Origin of the sequence: Flavobacterium defluvii (genome assembly GCF_900129555.1) — a bacterium.
GTDB classification, from domain to species: domain Bacteria; phylum Bacteroidota; class Bacteroidia; order Flavobacteriales; family Flavobacteriaceae; genus Flavobacterium; species Flavobacterium defluvii.
Map to the genome: position 1 here is coordinate 260,307 of NZ_FQWC01000004.1, position 18,059 is coordinate 278,365.

The 18,059-nt window shown below is 32.1% G+C and carries 13 protein-coding genes and 1 tRNA gene; 4 read left to right on the plus strand and 10 right to left on the minus strand.

All coding sequences use genetic code 11. From position 1 onward, the window contains the following. Positions 1 to 4 precede the first annotated feature (4 nt). Together BUC29_RS11580 and argS are read right to left on the minus strand one after the other, a co-directional pair. Positions 5 to 3,196, minus strand: a complete 3,192-nt coding sequence (locus BUC29_RS11580) for a SusC/RagA family TonB-linked outer membrane protein (RefSeq protein WP_073416333.1) — start codon at positions 3,194 to 3,196, stop codon at positions 5 to 7. 485 nt (positions 3,197 to 3,681) lie between these two features. Further along, the gene (gene argS / locus BUC29_RS11585) at positions 3,682 to 5,460 is read right to left on the minus strand and encodes an arginine--tRNA ligase (RefSeq protein ID WP_073416334.1); all 1,779 of its coding nucleotides are present in this window, start codon (positions 5,458 to 5,460) and stop codon (positions 3,682 to 3,684) included. A 322-nt stretch (positions 5,461 to 5,782) separates the two neighbouring features. Between argS and BUC29_RS11590 the strand changes: the two genes are divergently transcribed. Further along, a complete protein-coding gene (locus BUC29_RS11590; protein ID WP_073416438.1) occupies positions 5,783 to 8,200 on the plus strand; it encodes a TonB-dependent receptor in 2,418 nt (805 codons plus the stop codon). Between the two features lie 95 nt (positions 8,201 to 8,295). Here BUC29_RS11590 and BUC29_RS11595 read toward each other — a convergent pair whose 3' ends face one another. From BUC29_RS11595 to BUC29_RS11620, 6 genes are all read right to left on the minus strand, one after another. Beyond that, positions 8,296 to 8,967 (minus strand): copper homeostasis protein CutC, encoded by a 672-nt coding sequence (locus BUC29_RS11595; RefSeq protein WP_073416335.1) that lies wholly within the window; start codon positions 8,965 to 8,967, stop codon positions 8,296 to 8,298. A gap of 104 nt (positions 8,968 to 9,071) precedes the next feature. Beyond that, a complete protein-coding gene (locus BUC29_RS11600; protein ID WP_073416336.1) occupies positions 9,072 to 9,395 on the minus strand; it encodes a GIY-YIG nuclease family protein in 324 nt (107 codons plus the stop codon). Positions 9,396 to 9,702: 307 nt separating this feature from the next. Continuing rightward, the gene (locus BUC29_RS11605) at positions 9,703 to 10,710 is read right to left on the minus strand and encodes a 3-oxoacyl-ACP synthase III family protein (protein WP_073416337.1); all 1,008 of its coding nucleotides are present in this window, start codon (positions 10,708 to 10,710) and stop codon (positions 9,703 to 9,705) included. Positions 10,711 to 10,961: 251 nt separating this feature from the next. Beyond that, complete coding sequence (locus BUC29_RS11610) at positions 10,962 to 11,912, minus strand: ABC transporter ATP-binding protein (protein WP_073416338.1); 951 nt, start codon at positions 11,910 to 11,912, stop codon at positions 10,962 to 10,964. A 105-nt stretch (positions 11,913 to 12,017) separates the two neighbouring features. Continuing rightward, complete coding sequence (locus BUC29_RS11615) at positions 12,018 to 12,713, minus strand: YiaD family glycine zipper/OmpA-like lipoprotein (RefSeq protein WP_073416339.1); 696 nt, start codon at positions 12,711 to 12,713, stop codon at positions 12,018 to 12,020. Positions 12,714 to 12,731: 18 nt separating this feature from the next. Beyond that, positions 12,732 to 13,229: a lipocalin family protein gene (locus tag BUC29_RS11620; protein ID WP_073416340.1), complete on the minus strand. Its 498-nt coding sequence runs from the start codon at positions 13,227 to 13,229 to the stop codon at positions 12,732 to 12,734. 203 nt (positions 13,230 to 13,432) lie between these two features. Here BUC29_RS11620 and htpG point away from each other — a divergent pair, with 203 nt between their 5' ends. The 3 genes from htpG (at position 13,433) to BUC29_RS11635 (ending at position 17,183) form a co-directional block, all read left to right on the plus strand. Next, positions 13,433 to 15,316 (plus strand): molecular chaperone HtpG, encoded by a 1,884-nt coding sequence (gene htpG / locus BUC29_RS11625; protein WP_073416341.1) that lies wholly within the window; start codon positions 13,433 to 13,435, stop codon positions 15,314 to 15,316. Between the two features lie 175 nt (positions 15,317 to 15,491). Then, positions 15,492 to 16,310 carry a hypothetical protein gene (locus tag BUC29_RS11630; RefSeq protein WP_073416342.1) on the plus strand — a complete coding sequence of 273 codons (819 nt, stop codon included), beginning with the start codon at positions 15,492 to 15,494 and terminating at the stop codon, positions 16,308 to 16,310. A gap of 135 nt (positions 16,311 to 16,445) precedes the next feature. Beyond that, positions 16,446 to 17,183 (plus strand): DUF4369 domain-containing protein, encoded by a 738-nt coding sequence (locus BUC29_RS11635; protein WP_073416343.1) that lies wholly within the window; start codon positions 16,446 to 16,448, stop codon positions 17,181 to 17,183. A gap of 54 nt (positions 17,184 to 17,237) precedes the next feature. On the opposite strand, the gene BUC29_RS11640 is transcribed toward BUC29_RS11635, so the two are convergent. After that, a complete protein-coding gene (locus BUC29_RS11640; RefSeq protein WP_073416344.1) occupies positions 17,238 to 17,690 on the minus strand; it encodes a DUF5362 family protein in 453 nt (150 codons plus the stop codon). 207 nt (positions 17,691 to 17,897) lie between these two features. After that, positions 17,898 to 17,971, minus strand: a tRNA-Thr gene (locus BUC29_RS11645). Positions 17,972 to 18,059 lie beyond the last annotated feature (88 nt).

Here is an 18,059-nt window from a genome sequence, read left to right on the forward strand (position 1 = left end):
GTTTTTAAAAATTTACAGTTAGACCAAGTGATATAGATTTCATAACACCATACACATTTAAAGATTGACCGTTATTTGTTCTTGCTCCTAAATTATTCAATCTAGGATCCATTCCTTTTCTTTCGGACCATAAAGCTAAATTTGATCCCATCAAGCTAAACTTAGTTGATTGAACACCTAGATCTAAAAGCTGCTTATTTTTAAAGTCATATGATAAAGAAACATCTTGTAAACTGATATAGTCTGATTTTATTAAGAAAAAATCAGAAGCTGACATTTGAAGAGTAGAAATATGATCTATTCGCGGGATATTAGAATTAGGATTATCAACAGACCAGGCTTTATTCACATCTTTATGATAATTTTGTCCAATTCCATCTGATCCCGAGTACATAGCTGTTTGATAAATATTATCGTACATATATCCACCAAATTGGTATGCAAAACCGGCTTGTAATGTTAGATTTTTATATCTAACCACTGTACCAAATCCACCATATACATCAGGATTCGCATTTTTCTTACTCAAATACTGAGTTGCTTTTCCATAAACATTCGTTGGTATTTTTCCTATTACATTTCCAGAAGCATCTTTTTCATCCATATACCATAATGCATTTCCATTTGTCTTGTCTACGCCCGCAAATTCTCTCAAATAATAAGAGTATGCTGGAGTTCCAACTTCAAATCTAAAAATGCCATTTGTAAAAGGACTTGGTAATGCTGTTATTTTATTTTTGTAATGTGTTGAATTAGCCCAAATATTGAAATCGATATTTTCAGATTTTAATATGTCAAGTCCTAAATTAATTTCAATTCCTTTATTCGACATATCACCAATGTTTTCAGTAATAAATGAAACCCCAGTTGAAGGTGAATTAGGACGATTATATATCAAATCACTAACATTTCTTTCAAAATATTCAGCTTCAATATTTAATCTATTAAATAATTGTACATCAAATCCAATATTTAGATTTTTAGATTTTTCCCATTTAATTTTATCATTTCCTTGATAAACATTCAAAACACTTGCATTCCCTTCAGCATCAGGGACAATTTCATATTGAGTTTGGTATGCGTAATAGTTTCTTGAGCTTCCAAAATAAGAACGGTGAGTTATTTGTGATGTAGATGGATAATATATATTATCATTACCTTGCTCTCCGTAACTACCTTTGATTCTTAAATCGTTAACCCATTTAGTTTTAGGGAAAAATGATTCTTTTGCAACAGACCAAGCTCCTCCAAATCCATAAAAATTCCCCCATCTGTTTTCTGGTGAAAATACCGATGAGCCATCACGTCTAAAACTACCATTGACAAAATATTTATTTTTATAATTATAGTTTAATCTTGAAAAATATCCTTCTACTTTATACAAATCATTGTATCCATCAAGATAATTATAAACGGTCGCATTACTTACAACAGGTAAATCAGGTATTACAATACCACTTTTTTGTCCTGTTAGCATTTTTGATGTAAAGTCAGATGATTCATGACCAATCAGAATATCCAAATTATGATCTCCAAATGTTTTTTTCCAAGATAATAATTGCTGATTTGTTATTGTATATTCATTTTTTGTCGCTGTACCAATTCTACCATTAACTCCCATATCATCTCCACCAAGTCCTGTAGTCGAATTTAAATAATATCCAGACAACAAATCATACCCTAGATTATATCTAAAATTGAAATTTTTTAAGAAATCAATAGAAACATAGCCTCTAGCTCCAAATTTATTTTCTTCGTTTAAATTTGTATTTAATAAGGTTGTAGCATATGGATTCAGGTTTGAACCATATGGTCTATCCCCAGATTTATTAAATTCATATAACTTAGAGCCATCTTCATTAGTAATAAAATTTCCATTATTATCTCTTTGCCAAATTGTATATATAGGTGCTATACTTCTAGCCCAATTAAATAAATTACTATAAGTTGTAGATGAAACTTGTGATATTGGAGCATTTTGGTCTGAATTTGCGTAATTTAAATTTGCTCCAACTTTCACTTTACTGTTTAAAGTATAATCAACATTTGCTCTAACTGTTGCACGTTTAAAATTGGAGTTAATTGTATATCCATTATCTGAAAGATAGCCTACTGATAAATAAGTATTAAGATTTTCTGTACTCCCAGACATACTCAAAAAATGTTCTATTCTTGTAGCGTCTCTAAATAGATTTTTAGACCAATTGTCATGATACAATAATTTTGCATTTGGATTTAACTGACCTGTTTCTGGGTTTATCACCTGATCATTAGGTACATTATAATTATTATATCCTAATGAGTAAGTCTCTCCACTAATTAAATTTTGAGCAGCCGTTGCTGAGGCATTTGCAGGAGTCTGTCCTTGATAAATTAAACCATTTCTAATTCTATTATAAACAGTTTTATAATATTCTCCTGGATCGGTAATCATATCATACTCAGGAACTGCTCTTGAATTAACACCGATTTTTGTTTCATAAGTTACATTCAACTGGCCTTTTTTACCTTTTTTAGTTGTAATTATAATTACACCATTTGCTCCTCTACTTCCATATAATGCATTAGATGATGCATCTTTTAAAAAACTAACGGATTCAATATCTTGAGAAGAAATTGCATTGACATCTCCATTATAAGGTATACCATCGACAACATATAATGGTTCATTTGATGATGAAATCGATCCAATACCTCTAAATCTTACTTGTGGTTTATCTCCGGGTTGTCCCGAATTTGCAGCAATTTGAACACCAGCAACTTTACCTGTTAAAGATTGCACCGCATTTGATGATTGGGTATTTTCTAATTGCTTAGCATCAATCTTACTAACAGCACCTGTAATTTCTTGCTTTTTTTGTGTTCCAAATGCGACTTGAACTACAACTTCTTTTAATTCTTCACTGCTATCTTTCAATTTCACATTTACAGAAGATGACGCATTCACAACTGCGCTAGTATCTTCCATACCTACATAAGAAAAAACCAAAACATCTCCAGTCTTTGCTTTAATAGAATACTTCCCATCAAAATCTGTTTGTACACCATTGTTTTGACCTTTTACCACAACATTTGCACCAGGAATTGGTCCGTTTCCATCCGATACGATTCCTGAGATTGTTCTTTCTTGTGCAAAAAACAATTGCGTCATAAGAACAGAAACAAGAATCATTAGCCCTTTAATTTTTCTTTTCATTATAGTTTATTTGAATTAAGGGGCGCAACTTATAAAATTAAATTAATTTTAACAAGAATTTATTTCAATTTAACAATGTAAAATATAGTCTATTTCTTTCAAAATAATATTTTAAAATAAAAAAACCGTCTAAATATATTTAGACGGTTTACTATCCTTTATTATTTCTTACTAAAAGGGGTACTAATTCAAAATAGTTAAAAATGAATATAAGGAAGATATTTTAAAAATGCTACAATTGCAATTACATAACTCCTCAACAAAAAGAATATCAATACTTTATACAATTCAAATAAGTAATAATACAAAATAATTATTCTTTACAGAGTACAAAATTAACATGAAAAATCTTTATTTCATATTCATTAACACAATTTAACGCAAATTGTGTCTTATTATGATATTTTTTGCTTTTTAAGGGATATGTAAAAACAACAAGGCCGATAATCTTAAAACTATCGGCCTATATCGTATTTATATTTTTCTTACATTCTCTCCGGAACTTCAATTCCAAGTAAACTAAAAGCTGATTTTATAACTTCGGCAACTTTCTGCGAAAGCTGTACTCTAAAAATTTTTTTAGTTAAATCAACTTCTCCTAAAATATGAACTGATTGGTAGAAAGAATTGTACTCTTTTACTAAATCATAAGTATAATTTGCAATCAATGCCGGACTGTGATTTTGTGCTGCATTTTGAATTACTTCCGGAAAAAGTTCAATTTGTTTTACCAATTCTTTTTCTTTTTCATGAAGTTCTTCAATATTTATTTTTGCAGAAAAATCAAAATCGGCTTTACGAATAATTGACTGGATTCTTGCATAAGTATATTGGATAAACGGTCCTGTGTTTCCAGCAAAATCTACAGATTCTTCCGGATTGAACAAAATACGTTTTTTAGGATCTACTTTTAAAATGTAATATTTTAAAGCTCCAAGACCAATTGTTTTGTACAATTTTGCTTTTTCTTCATCAGAATAGCTGTCTAATTTCCCTAAGTCTTCTGAGATTTGTTTAGCTGTATCTGTCATATCCTGCATCAAGTCATCAGCATCTACAACTGTTCCTTCACGGCTTTTCATTTTTCCTGAAGGTAAATCAACCATTCCGTATGATAAATGGTACAGACTTGAAGCCCAATCAAATCCTAATTTTTTCAGAATTAAAAACAGAACTTTAAAATGATAATCCTGTTCGTTTCCAACTGTGTAAACCATACCACCAACATCTGGCATGTCTTTTACACGCTGAATTGCTGTCCCGATATCCTGAGTCATATAAACTGCAGTTCCGTCAGAACGTAAAACAATTTTACGATCTAAACCTTCATCTGTCAAATCAATCCAAACTGAACCATCCGGGTCTTTTTCAAAAACTCCTTTATCAAGACCAACCTGAACAACATCTTTTCCTAATAAATAAGTGTTGCTTTCGTAGTAATATTTATCAAAATCAACTCCAAGGTTACTATAAGTTGTCGCAAAACCATCATAAACCCATTGGTTCATTTTTTTCCAAAGGGCAATAACATGCTCATCTCCAGCTTCCCATTTTTTAAGCATATCCTGTGCTTCAATGATAATTGGGGCTTGCTTTTTTGCTTCTTCTTCGGTTTTTCCCGCTTCGACTAATTGGTTAATTTCTGTTTTGTAGGCTTTATCAAACTCAACATAATATTTACCAACTAATTTATCGCCTTTTAAATTTGAACTTTGTGGTGTTTCTCCATTTCCAAATTTTTCCCAAGCCAGCATTGATTTACAAATATGGATTCCACGATCGTTGATGATCTGCGTTTTGTAAACTTTTTTACCGGATGCTTTTAGAATTTCTGCTACAGAATATCCTAATAAATTATTACGAACGTGACCTAAATGCAGAGGTTTATTTGTATTTGGCGAAGAATATTCGACCATAATCGCTTTTTCAGCAGGATTTGGTGTTACATATCCAAATTGTTGCTTCTCTTTTATTTCATTAAAGAAATTTAAATAGTAACTGTCTGAAATTACAATATTCAAAAAACCAGAAACTACATTAAAGCGCGCAACTTCGGAAACATTTTCAACCAGATAATTTCCAATTTTATTTCCTAACTCGGCAGGATTACTTTTAATTACTTTCAACAAAGGAAAAATTACCATAGTAATATCGCCTTCAAACTCTTTTCTGGTAGTCTGAAACTCGATTTTATCGACAGAAACGTCAAATAATGCCTGTATTGCTTTTTGTATAGAAGGTGTTAGAATTTGTGATAATGACATGTAAACTTATTTTAAAGTGAGCAAAGATACTGCTTATTCATCAATTAGAGAAAATGAAAAAGATATAAAATCACATAATAGTGTTAGAATTTCTTAAAAATTGAATTGTTTTGAATGTTAAAATTATCAAAAAATCAAAACGCTAAACTGCTCCAAAACAGAACTTCCCGAAAAAAGTAAAAGTTTTTTATGATTTTCTTGTAACATATTGGCAACAAAATAGTCTTAATAGAGACTTTAAATTTATTTGAAGCCAAAAAAATCAAAACAAAATAAAAAAACATCTCATCATCAATCAAATCAAAATAATCATTATCAAGCTATGAAATTAAAATTCTTTCTGTTTGCATTACTGGGGGTAATTGCAACAGCACAAGCCCAGAATACCGGAACGGTCTCGGGAAAAATTATTGAAAAATCAAACAACGCGCCTATTTCTTACGCTACTGTTTCTCTAAAAGAAAATGGAAAAGTAGTTTCAGGCGTAAATACAGATGATAACGGAGATTTCTCATTTAAAAATTTAGCTTTAAAAAACTATACAATCGAAATTCAGTATATTGGTTTCAGAAAATATATTGGTTCTGTTCTTTTAAATGAAAACAAAAAAACGGCAACTGTAAATGTTTCTCTTGAAGAAGAAGCTACACAATTAAAAGGTGTAAACATTGTTGCAGAACGTTCGACAATTGAACAAAAAATTGACAGAAAAGTAGTTACAGTTGGAAAAGACTTAACAACTGCCGGAGCTTCTGCATCTGATATTATGAATAATATTCCTTCTGTGAATGTTGATCAGGATGGAAAACTTTCCCTTCGCGGAAATGATAATGTTCGTGTATTAATTGATGGACGTCCATCTAACATTGATCCTGCGCAGTTATTGAAACAAATTCCATCAACTTCTATCAAAAAAATTGAGTTGATTACAAATCCGAGTGCAAAATACAATCCGGAAGGAATGTCTGGAATTATCAATATCATTTTACACAAAAATGCTAATACGGGTTTTAACGGAAGTTACAGCGGTGGTATTACTTTTGGTGAAACGGCAAAATACAATCAATCTTTAGATTTAAATTACAAAACCGGAAAAGTAAATTTCTTCGGGAATGCCGGAAATAACTTTGGAACTTATTTTAACGATGGTCATATCCAAAGATTAGATCAGGATGTATCTCAGAAATTAGAAATTTCAAATGATAACGATAATTATTTGTATAAAGTAGGTATGGATTATTTAATCAATGATCACAACACTTTATCTTTCTATACAAATCAGAATAAATCTACAGGAACAGGTATTGTAAATACTGATATTGATTACAATAACGGTGATCCTGATATTAAAAACATTTATCAAAAATCAAGATATCAGGGACCAAACGAAACTGGAACTTATAACTTAGCATACAAACACATATTTAAAAAAGAAGGACATACACTTGATTTTGAAGGAAATTATAGTAAAACTACCGAAGCTCAAAATGCGAATTTTGACACGCAGACTACAACTCCTGCAAATGCCATCAATAGTGTTGTTTACAACGATTACATTCATGACAGCAGAAAACTGGGAACTTTAAACGTTGATTATGTTAATCCGCTAAATGACAAAACAACACTTGAAGCTGGTGCAGAAGCGAGAATAACCAGAACTGAAAATATTTACAACACAAGTAATCCGACAGTTGCAACTGCAAATCAAGCTTCAAATTATACTTACGATACAGATATTTATTCTGCTTATGTAACTTTTGGGCAGAAATACAAAAAATTCAGCTATCAGTTAGGAGCCCGTTTTGAAAGTTATAAAGTAGAAGCAAATTTGAATCACGGTCAGACAAAATTTGATGATGACTACATTACATTGTATCCTTCTGCTTATTTAACATATAATTTAAATGAGAAAAACGTTTTACAATTAAGCTACAGCCGTCGTGTTGACAGGCCAAGTTTAGAGCAGACAAAACCTATTCGTGAGTTTTCTACTCCTTTAGTAACATCATACGGAAATCAGGAATTAAGACCTCAGTTTACAAATTCGGTTGAAGTAAATTATACTAAAACTCTAGAAAAAGGAAGTATTACTGCTGGAGTTTTCGTTAGAAGTATTAACGATCAAATCAGTAGAACCTTAAGCCCAGATCCAAACGATGCATCTGGCTATAAACAAATTTTGAGTTTTACAAATTTTGATCACAATAGCGCTTATGGTTTTGATATTTCGGCAAACTATAAACTTACGAAATGGTGGGATATTCAGCCGGCAATTGATTTTTCTAGCATTAAACAGCAAGGTGTAGTTTTCGAGTATGATCCTGCTACTAAAACAAGTTCTCCTTTAGAAAGAAGTGTTACAACTTCAGCATTTAATGCCCGTATGAACTCAAACTTTAAACCAACAAAACGTTTAAGCTTTTTATTATTTGGATTTTTCAGAGGTCCTGTTGATGAAATTCAGCAAAGAAGAAACGAAATGTACAAAATTGATGTTGGTTCACGCTATACTTTGTTAGACAATAAGATGAATATCAGCCTACGTTTTAATGATGTTTTCAATACAATGAAATTCTCATTTGATGGTGTTTATCCTTATCCTCAAACGGGTCAGTTTACTTGGGAAAGCCAGACCGTTTATTTAGGTTTAACTTATAACTTTGGAGGTGCTAAAATCAAAAAATTAGAGCGTAAACAAAGAGAAGACAATACTAATCAAAGTGGCGGCGGAATGTTCTAATCAACGCTTTATTAGACGATATTTTAATAATTTTGAATAATTTTCTTGTAGAAAGAAAAAGCCTGGAGTATGCCAACTTCAGGCTTTTTTATTTATTAAAGAAAATTTCGTAATTCTCTTATTTCTTCAGGATTTGCAATTTCTGAATCATTTGTAATAGCTGACGAATGATAAAAAGTTAAATCCAGTTTTTCTTGCAGTAATTTAATGTTTGAAGATCGCAAACCTCCGCCGGGCATAATTTCTATTCTGTCTTTGGCAAGTTTTTGAATTTTTTCTAAAGCTAAAATTCCTTCTTCGACATTTACGCATTGTCCAGAAGTCAGAATGGTTTTGAATCCGCAGTCAATAACATCTTCCAGAGATTTCTCAACATCTTTCACAACATCAAAAGCACGGTGAAAAGTACAGGAAAGAGGATGAGCTAAATGTACTAATTCTCTATTTTGCTTTTTATTGATACTTCCGTTTTCTTTTAAAATTCCAAAAACAAAACCATCAACTCCAAGTTTTTTATATTGCTTGATATCCTGTTTCATTTCTATAAGTTCTTCATCAGAATAAACAAAATTACCGCCGCGAGGTCTGATAATAACATGCATTTTAATATTTAGGTTTTCGCGGACTTTTACAACTAAAATAGAATTTGGCGTTGTTCCGCCAAGTTTCATGTTTTCACACAATTCTATTCTGTCTGCACCATTCTCCTGAGCAATTATGGCCGATTCGTAATTAAAGCAGGCTATTTCTAGTTGATTTTTTTTCATTGTAAATTATTTAAAAGGCTTCAACTTCGCTCAGCCCGACAAAAGGTTTTCCAGAAACCTCAACACTATTGTCATACTGAGCGAAGTCGGAGGCTAAATTACAATTATAGTTCTTTTTTATTAAAATTTTTATGATTGGATTCGTTTAAACATTCTGACAATTTTTTCAAATCTTCCCACCTGTCATTTATTATTGCTTCTTTCTTTTTCCGACTCCATCCTTTTACTTGTTTCTCAAAAGCAATAGCTTGATTTACATCATTAAATTCGGTGCAAAAAACTAATTGTAATGGTCTTTTATTAAAAGTATAACAATCTTTATTTGCTCCATAATTATGTTCATTAAACCTTCTTTCAATGTTATTAGTAAATCCTGTATAATAACTATTATCAGAACATTTTAGTATATAAACGTAATATCGTTTCATTATTCAAAATTTTTTAATTTGAAATTAAAAATAAGAAAAATACCACTTATTATACAGTTTAAAGTTACGTTTGTCAGGCTGAGCGGAGTCGAAGCCCACGCTCCAATTGGCACGCCTTTGATTTCAAAACTGATTTTAATAATTTGCATTGATTAAATAATATTGTGGTCAATCATGACGTAGGCTTCGACTCCGCTCAGCCTGACAAAGCGTATAATACTTCGACTTCACTCAATCTGACAAATGAATATAAAAAAACCTGCTCCAAAAAGAAGCAGGTTTAAAATATAATGTAAGATGAATTAATTTACCATTTGATGATTGCACTTGCCCATGTGAATCCACTTCCAAAGGCTGCCAAAACCACTGTATCACCAGATTTGATTTTACCTTCTTCCCAGGCTTCGGTTAAAGCAATCGGAATAGAAGCTGCAGTTGTATTTCCGTATTTCTGAATATTATTATGTACCTGATCGTCTGTTAGTTTAAATTTATTCAGAATGAACTGTGAAATTCTCAGGTTTGCCTGATGCGGTATCAGCATATCAATATCAGAAACCTGAAGTCCATTTGCTTCTAAACCTTCATTGATAACTTCTGCGAAACGAACAACAGCATTTTTAAATACAAACTGACCATTCATATATGGATAATAACTTTCATCATTCGGATCATTGTCAGCAATAATATCAGTAACCCAGCGTGCACCCATTCCCGGCGCCTGCAATGCCAATTCTTCCGCATGTTGTCCTTCTGAATGTAAATGTGTAGATAAAATTCCTTTTGTTAAATCTTCTTCACGGCTTAAAACCGCTGCTCCTGCTCCGTCTCCAAAAATAACGGAAACACCTCGCCCGCGTGTTGTCATGTCTAATCCAGTTGAGTGAACTTCTGAACCAATAACCAAAATATTTTTATACATTCCGGTTTTAATATATTGATCTGCTACAGAAAGAGCATAAACAAAACCAGAACATTGGTTTCTAACATCTAAAGCTCCAACTGTTTTTAATCCTAAATCACGCTGAACTAAAACTCCAGGACCTGGAAAATAATAATCCGGGCTTAATGTAGCAAAAACTACAAAATCAATATCTTCTTTAGCTACACCAGAACGTTCTATTGCAATTTTAGCTGCTTTTACTCCCATCGAAGTTGTAGTATCTTCTCCGCGAATGATGTGTCTTCTTTCCTGAATTCCTGTTCTTTCCTGAATCCACTCGTCATTGGTATCCATTATCTTAGACAAATCATCGTTTGTCACAACATTTGAAGGAACGTAATATCCTAAGCCTGCTATTTTTGAATGATACATATAGTATTGTTATTTGTTAAAAATTTAGATTGCAAATTTACGTATACTTTAAAACATAAGAGTACAAATTACTATTTTTTTCGTTATTAGCAATTTAATATACTTTAATTATCAGACTGTTTAAAAACAATTACTTTTTGAAAAAACACTTTTTAATCCAAATCATTGAAAAGAATGAAAAATAAGATTTAAGAACAAAAAGTTTACTGCAAAAAGAAACCCGACAATTTCAAAACTGCCGGGTTTAAATTTTATAGATAATTCAGACCAAGAAATATTTCCTGTTCAAGTGGTAAATCAATTTCACTTTCAAAAAATATTAATTGCCTTTTATAAACCGTTTCTACTAAATAATGTCCTCCTCTAAAATACGTTCTCCTGATTTTTACCGGAAGTTTAGACTCCGAAACCATTTTAAACTGGTGCGGATATACTAATGTTTTATGTGTTTCATCTTCGTATGGAAGCAGCAAATGTGTTGGAACTTCATTAACCTCTCCAAATAAAGAGGCTACATATTTCGTCTGCGGGTCTTCGTATATTTTGGCAGGATCACCTTTTGTTATAATTTCGCCGTGTCGCATGACAATTGCTTCATCTGCAAAAGACAAGGCGTCTGTACTATCATGCGTTGCGATTATGCAAGTAATTCCTTTTTGTTTCAAATATTTAAACAAGTTTCGACGCAAAGCATTTTTACGAAAGGCATCAATCTGGCTAAAAGGTTCATCCAGCAAAATTACTTCTGGTTCAAGTGCCAGCACTCTAACCAAAGCCACTCTCTGCTGTTGTCCTCCACTTAAAAATTTTGCTTTTACATTAGAAAACTGTTCCATCTCGACCATTTCCAGCAATTCCTGAACACGAAGTTTTTTCATGTTAGCAAAGCCATTAGAGAGAAACTTTCCAACATTTTCTGCAACAGTTTCATAAGGAGACAAATCGAAATCCTGTGCCAGATATTTCATAAATGGCATTCCGGGAACCAAATTATATTTTGGATCGAGAATAGGTTTTTCATTATAAAATATTTTTCCTTCATCTAAATCATACAAACCGTATATAAGCTTTAAGAGTGTGCTTTTTCCGCACCCGCTTTCGCCAATAATGGCAATATTTTCACCTTTGTTGATTGTGAAAGAAATATTATTGATAACTGGTTTATCAGTATACGAAAAAGATATATTTTGAATATCGAGCATGAGTTGTAATTAGAAAGGTCAAATTTACAATGTTTAATTTCTAAAGTCAAAAAAAAGCCGCTTCAATTAAGAAACAGCTTTTTTTATCTTTTATTTTATCTGAAATTATTTTCCTGCTTCAGCTTTTGCATCATTAACCATTTTGTCGTTTGCTGTAATTGAGAATTCAACACGACGGTTTTGAGCTCTTCCTTCCGGAGTATCATTTGTTGCAATAGGATCAACAATTCCTAAACCTGAAGTTTTAAAACGGCTTGATTTTAATCCTTTTGAAACTAAATAAGATTGCACAGATGCTGCTCTTTGTCCTGAAAGGGTAAGATTATATTCAGGTTTACCTGTATTATCAGTATAACCAAAAATTTGAATATCAGTATCTCCATACTCATTAAATACAGGAACTAATTTATCTAAATTTGCTTTTGCCTGAGGAGTAAGAGTTGATTTGTTTGTATCAAAACGAACTGCATTTTCATTTAAAGTTAAGTGAATTCCTTCACCTACTCTTTCTACAGAAGCGCCTGGTAAAGCCTGATCGATTTCACGGGCTTGTTTATCCATTTTATTTCCAATCAAGGCTCCGGTTCCACCACCAACAGCAGCTCCAATTGCCGCTCCCAAAGCAGCATTACCACCTTTTCCTAAATTATTTCCTAGTACAGCACCAATAACTCCACCAGCAACAGCACCAATTCCGGCACCTTTTTGTGTATTATTTGCATTTTTTACTGAATCACAGCTCGCAAATAAACTAACTAATACAAGTAAACTACTTAAACCTAAAACTGTTATCTTTTTCATTTTTTATCTTTTTAAATATTAATTAGCTCTTTGAAATTGGTAAGTCACATCTTTTACTTGTCCGCCAACATTAATGTTGTCAATTAACTGAAAAGAGCTCTCAGTCACACCTGCAACTTTAAGTAAATAACCTTCTCTTACTTTTTTAGCTTTTTCACCGGCATCAAGAATTTTAAGAATAAACATTCCCTGATTGTTGATACTCCATACAATTGGTGAAGAAAATGAAGTACAGCTTGGCGATGTTAAAGCCATATTTCCTTTATTATTATTTGAAATAAAACTCCAGGTACTACCAATAAAACATTTTGAATCGGCAAGATCAAATGAATTTACTTTAATATAATCAGAACCCGGATAAGTTACATTTGTAAGCACCCAGTTTCCTTTAATAGCAACCTGAGTTGGTCTGTCAAGCTTTTTTGAAAGCGTTGTGTCTGTTGAAGCTGTGGACGAAGCAGATTTACACGCAAAAAACATAGCGGCAATCATACATATTAAGATACTCTTCTTCATTTTATACAATTTTTTAAATTATTATTTTGCTTTTTTAACAATTATTGTACCACAAATATACGATTCATTCAGACAAGTTATGTTTTAGAATCTATTTATTTTCTTTCAAAATTAACATTTGCGACAATTTGTCACTCTTTTAAAAATGGTATTTTATTTGAAAGAATGAAAATCATCAAGTTAAATTCAAAAAATAAAAAAATATGACAACAGGTAAAATTAATGTTTCAGTAGAAAACATCTTTCCCTTAATCAAAAAGTTCTTATACAGCGATCATGAAATCTTTTTGCGCGAGCTGGTTTCAAACGGAACTGATGCTACTTTAAAGTTAAAACACCTTATTAGTATTGGTGAAGCTAAAGTTGAATATGGAAATCCTATTATTGAAGTTAAAGTTGATAAAGAAGGAAAAAAAATCCATATTATCGACCAGGGTTTAGGTATGACGGCCGATGAAGTAGAAAAATACATTAACCAGGTTGCTTTTTCCGGTGCTGAGGAGTTTTTGGACAAATACAAAGATTCTGCTAAGGATTCTGGAATTATTGGACACTTTGGTCTTGGTTTCTATTCTGCTTTTATGGTTGCAGAAAAAGTAGAAATCATTACTAAATCATACAAAGATGAACCTGCAGCTCACTGGACTTGTGACGGAAGCCCTGAATTTACTTTAGAACCGGCTGACAAAACTTCACGTGGTACAGAAATTATCCTTCATATTGCCGAGGATTCTCTTGAATTCCTGGATGATTCTAAAATCGCTGGTTTATTAAACAAATACAATAAGTTTATGCCTATTCCGATTAAATTCGGAACCAGAACAGAAACACTTCCTAAACCGGAAGATGCTCCTGAAGATTATGTTAATGAAACTGTCGAAACTGACAATATCATTAACAACCCAAATCCGGCGTGGACAAAACAGCCTTCTGAATTATCTGATGAAGATTATAAAAATTTCTACAGAGAATTGTATCCAATGCAATTCGAAGAGCCATTGTTCAACATTCACTTAAATGTAGACTATCCGTTTAACTTAACTGGTATTTTGTATTTCCCAAAACTGGGTACCGATATGCAAATCCAGAAAGATAAAATTCAATTGTATCAAAATCAGGTTTACGTTACTGATAACGTAGAAGGAATTGTACCCGAATTTTTGACAATGTTAAAAGGTGTTATCGATTCACCGGATATTCCATTAAACGTTTCTCGTTCAGGTTTACAAGCTGACGGAGCTGTTAAGAAAATTTCTAACTACATTACCCGTAAAGTAGCTGACAAATTAAAAGCTTTATTCAACGAAAACCGTGCAGATTTTGAAGCAAAATGGAACGATATTAAAATCGTCTTAGAATACGGAATGCTTTCTGAAGAGAAATTCTATGAAAAAGCGGGTGCATTTGTTTTATACCCAACTGTAGATGATACTTACTTCACTTTAGATGAATTAAAAGAAAAACTAAAAGAAAACCAAACTGACAAAGATGGTAAATTAGTTATTCTTTATGCAGGAAATAAAGATGCACAACACTCTTACATTCAGGCAGCAAAAGATAAAGGTTACGAAGTATTGCTTTTAGATTCTCCAATTATCTCACATTTAATTCAGAAAATCGAAAACGATAATAAAGATCTGACTTTTGTTCGTGTAGATTCTGATCATATTGACAATTTAATCAAAAAAGAAGAAAATGCGATTTCTAAATTATCTGAGGAAGAAAAAGCGACTTTAAAAACTTCTTTAGAAGCATACATTCCAAAAGCATATAGCGTTCAATTAGAAGCTATGGATTCTCAGGCAGCTCCGTTTATCATTACGCAGCCAGAATTTATGCGTAGAATGAAAGAAATGAGCCAGACAGGCGGAGGCGGAATGTTCGGAATGGGAAATATGCCGGAAATGTACAATTTGGTTGTAAATACAAATTCGGATTTGGCATCAAGCATTCTAAATACTGAAGATAAAACACATCAGGAACATTTAGTAAAACAAGCATTAGATTTGGCTAAATTATCTCAAAACCTACTAAAAGGAGAAGCATTAACTGCCTTTGTAAAAAGAAGTTTTGAAATGATTAAATAAAAATCTTTCATAAGAATATCTTTAAAATCCTGCAGATTAATTTCTGCAGGATTTTTTTATATTGATTTAATAAATTAAAAAGAAATTGCAAATGCAGAAATTTCAGGATTGTTTATGAATTATTTTTTTTCTTACATTTGAATGCCTTTTAATCTAATCTTAAACAAAAACCAATATGAAAAAAACTGTTATTTTAATTTCAGCAATCTGCGCTTCTGCACTTATGTATGTATCATGTTCAAGTGACGAAGTTGTTAACCAGGCAGACACAACAGCTGTTAGTGCTTCGGTTGTAATCGATGCCGTAAACGAAATGGACGTTAAAACCGGATTAACGGTAACAAACTCAAATCCTGCTGCAAAACCATCTGAAACTTCGCCTGCTGTCTGTGCCAATATTACTGTTGAAACTCCAAACGGAACTGCTTATCCAAAAGTATTTACTGTAGATTATGGTACAGGATGTGCTGTTAATCAAATTACAAGAAAAGGAAAATTAAAAATTACGCTTTCGGGCCCGGTTACTACAACTGGAAGCAAAATGACAATCGAGAGAATAGATTACTATATTAATGGCCTTAAACTGGAAGGCACTATTGAATACACAAATACTACAACTGTTGCAACTGTTCCGCAGTGGACAAGAAAAGTCACAAACGGAAAATTTACAGATTTACTTGGAAGAGTTTTCACAAACTCAGGAACAATTACAGTAAAACAAACTGCAGGTGTCGACACTCCATATGTTTTAGATGATAATATTTATGAAATGCCAGAAGGAAATCATACTGTAACTTCTGAAAAAGGCGGAAGTTTAACACTTACAATACAAGAAACTTTAGTTAAAAAATATTCTTGTGAATATATCTCTAAAGGAAAATTAAAAATTCAGGGAGGCTATTTAAACGGTGTTGTAGATTACGGAAACAACGACTGCGACACTAAATATACTTACACTCACGAAAATGGAGCAACTTACACTTTAGCTATGTAATTGATTCATTTTTAAAAAAATATATCAATCCCAATTTAGAAATAGATTGGGATTTTTATTTTTCATAAAAATTAAACAACGGCATATTTACATTCAAACTATTTTCTTTATTTTGCACCAAAATCCAATAAACTAATGAAAAAATCAATTATTGCCTTTGTTACACTTGCAGTACTTGCATCGTGCAGCAAAAAAGAATCTGCTCCAGATAACTTACACCTTACCGGAAATATAAAAGGTTTAAAAACCGGAACTTTATATATTCAAAGAATTGTTGACACATCGCTTGTAGCAATCGACAGTATTAAAATTGATGGAAATGCAGCCTTTGAAAGAGATATTAAATTAGAATCTCCGGAAATGCTTTATTTATTCCTTGATCGCGGAGTAACGAATTCTTTAGACAATAATATTTTATTTTTTGCTGAACCCGGAAACATCAATATTGAAACTAATCTTGATAATTTTATTTCAAGCGCTAAAATCACCGGATCTAAAAATCAGGAATTATACGAAGAATATAAAAAGGTAAATTCTCGTTTTATCGATGAAAACCTGTCAATGGTAGAAGCAAGATTTAAAGCTATAAAAAGACAAGACCAAAAAGCTATTGACAGCATCGATGCAAAACAACAGTCAAATATTAAAAGAAAATACCTGTACGCTACAAACTTTGCCATAAACAATAAAGATCACGAAGTATCGCCTTATATTGCTTTAGCAGAGATTTATGACATCAACATCAAATTCTTGGATACGATTCAGAAATCAATGACTCCAAAAGTAGCACAGTCTCTTTATGGAAAAAAGCTTACCAAATATGTAGCTGACATTAAAAAAGAAGAACAAAAAGCTCCAGCAGCTGCACAATAAAACTAAAAACGCCCTGAAATTTTCAGGGCGTTTTTTTTATCTTAAAACTTATTTCTATCTTCCGAAAAGAGCTCCTAAAACTCCAAAAACTATAGCAAGTCCATAAAATGCAAGCATTATAATCATCAAAATTCCGATGAATTTATAATGTGATTTTAAATAACTAAATGATGAAGTTAATGCTTCTGAATCATTTTCTCTAAATGCTTTTTTTCCGTTTGAAGCGAACTTAAATAAATAATAAACCGGGAAGAAATAAAGCCCCGCTAGTAATAAGTAAATAAAGCTAAAAATTGCCCCAACAGAGCCTCCTCCAAATCCAGGCATCGTACTTCCCATTGTAGAGAAAATTGCTCCGGCAAAAATTGCTATAAGCACTAAAAAAGCAATTCCAACAAAACCAATGATTGCAATAAAATAAGCCCATTTTACGGTTTCCTTTAAAAAGTCTTTTGCAGTTGAATCGAGATGCAGCTCAAATTTTTCAAATACTGAAGTTTCTTCCATTTTTTATGTTTTTGGTTAAGAAACAAACATAAGAATTAAAATTTTAAATTTTAAAATCCCAAGTTTGAAATTCCATTCAATCAAAATATAGCAATACATTCATTCGAAACTTGAAACCTGAAACCTGAAACTTGAAATCTGGAATTTTAAAAAAATTAGGATTTATTCCAAATAAAAAAACCACCACATTTCTGTGATGGTTTTTTGAGCCGATAGAGGGACTCGAACCCACGACCTGCTGATTACAAATCAGCTGCTCTAGCCAGCTGAGCTACATCGGCGTTATTTCGGGTGCAAAGATAAAATTGTTTTTTAATATTCCAAAAATAATTTCACACCTCTCTCTATAATTAAAAAAACCACCACATT

What these genes read in the sequence shown, in the direction of transcription:
- BUC29_RS11620 (WP_073416340.1), bottom strand. Translation starts at nt 13,229, where the DNA reads ATGAAGAAGAGTATCTTAATATGTATGATTGCCGCTATGTTTTTTGCG.
- BUC29_RS11590 (WP_073416438.1), top strand. Translation starts at nt 5,783, where the DNA reads ATGAAATTAAAATTCTTTCTGTTTGCATTACTGGGGGTAATTGCAACA.
- BUC29_RS11600 (WP_073416336.1), bottom strand. Translation starts at nt 9,395, where the DNA reads ATGAAACGATATTACGTTTATATACTAAAATGTTCTGATAATAGTTAT.
- htpG (WP_073416341.1), top strand. Translation starts at nt 13,433, where the DNA reads ATGACAACAGGTAAAATTAATGTTTCAGTAGAAAACATCTTTCCCTTA.
- BUC29_RS11580 (WP_073416333.1), bottom strand. Translation starts at nt 3,196, where the DNA reads ATGAAAAGAAAAATTAAAGGGCTAATGATTCTTGTTTCTGTTCTTATG.
- BUC29_RS11605 (WP_073416337.1), bottom strand. Translation starts at nt 10,710, where the DNA reads ATGTATCATTCAAAAATAGCAGGCTTAGGATATTACGTTCCTTCAAAT.
- BUC29_RS11630 (WP_073416342.1), top strand. Translation starts at nt 15,492, where the DNA reads ATGAAAAAAACTGTTATTTTAATTTCAGCAATCTGCGCTTCTGCACTT.
- BUC29_RS11610 (WP_073416338.1), bottom strand. Translation starts at nt 11,912, where the DNA reads ATGCTCGATATTCAAAATATATCTTTTTCGTATACTGATAAACCAGTT.
- BUC29_RS11640 (WP_073416344.1), bottom strand. Translation starts at nt 17,690, where the DNA reads ATGGAAGAAACTTCAGTATTTGAAAAATTTGAGCTGCATCTCGATTCA.
- argS (WP_073416334.1), bottom strand. Translation starts at nt 5,460, where the DNA reads ATGTCATTATCACAAATTCTAACACCTTCTATACAAAAAGCAATACAG.
- BUC29_RS11595 (WP_073416335.1), bottom strand. Translation starts at nt 8,967, where the DNA reads ATGAAAAAAAATCAACTAGAAATAGCCTGCTTTAATTACGAATCGGCC.
- BUC29_RS11635 (WP_073416343.1), top strand. Translation starts at nt 16,446, where the DNA reads ATGAAAAAATCAATTATTGCCTTTGTTACACTTGCAGTACTTGCATCG.
- BUC29_RS11615 (WP_073416339.1), bottom strand. Translation starts at nt 12,713, where the DNA reads ATGAAAAAGATAACAGTTTTAGGTTTAAGTAGTTTACTTGTATTAGTT.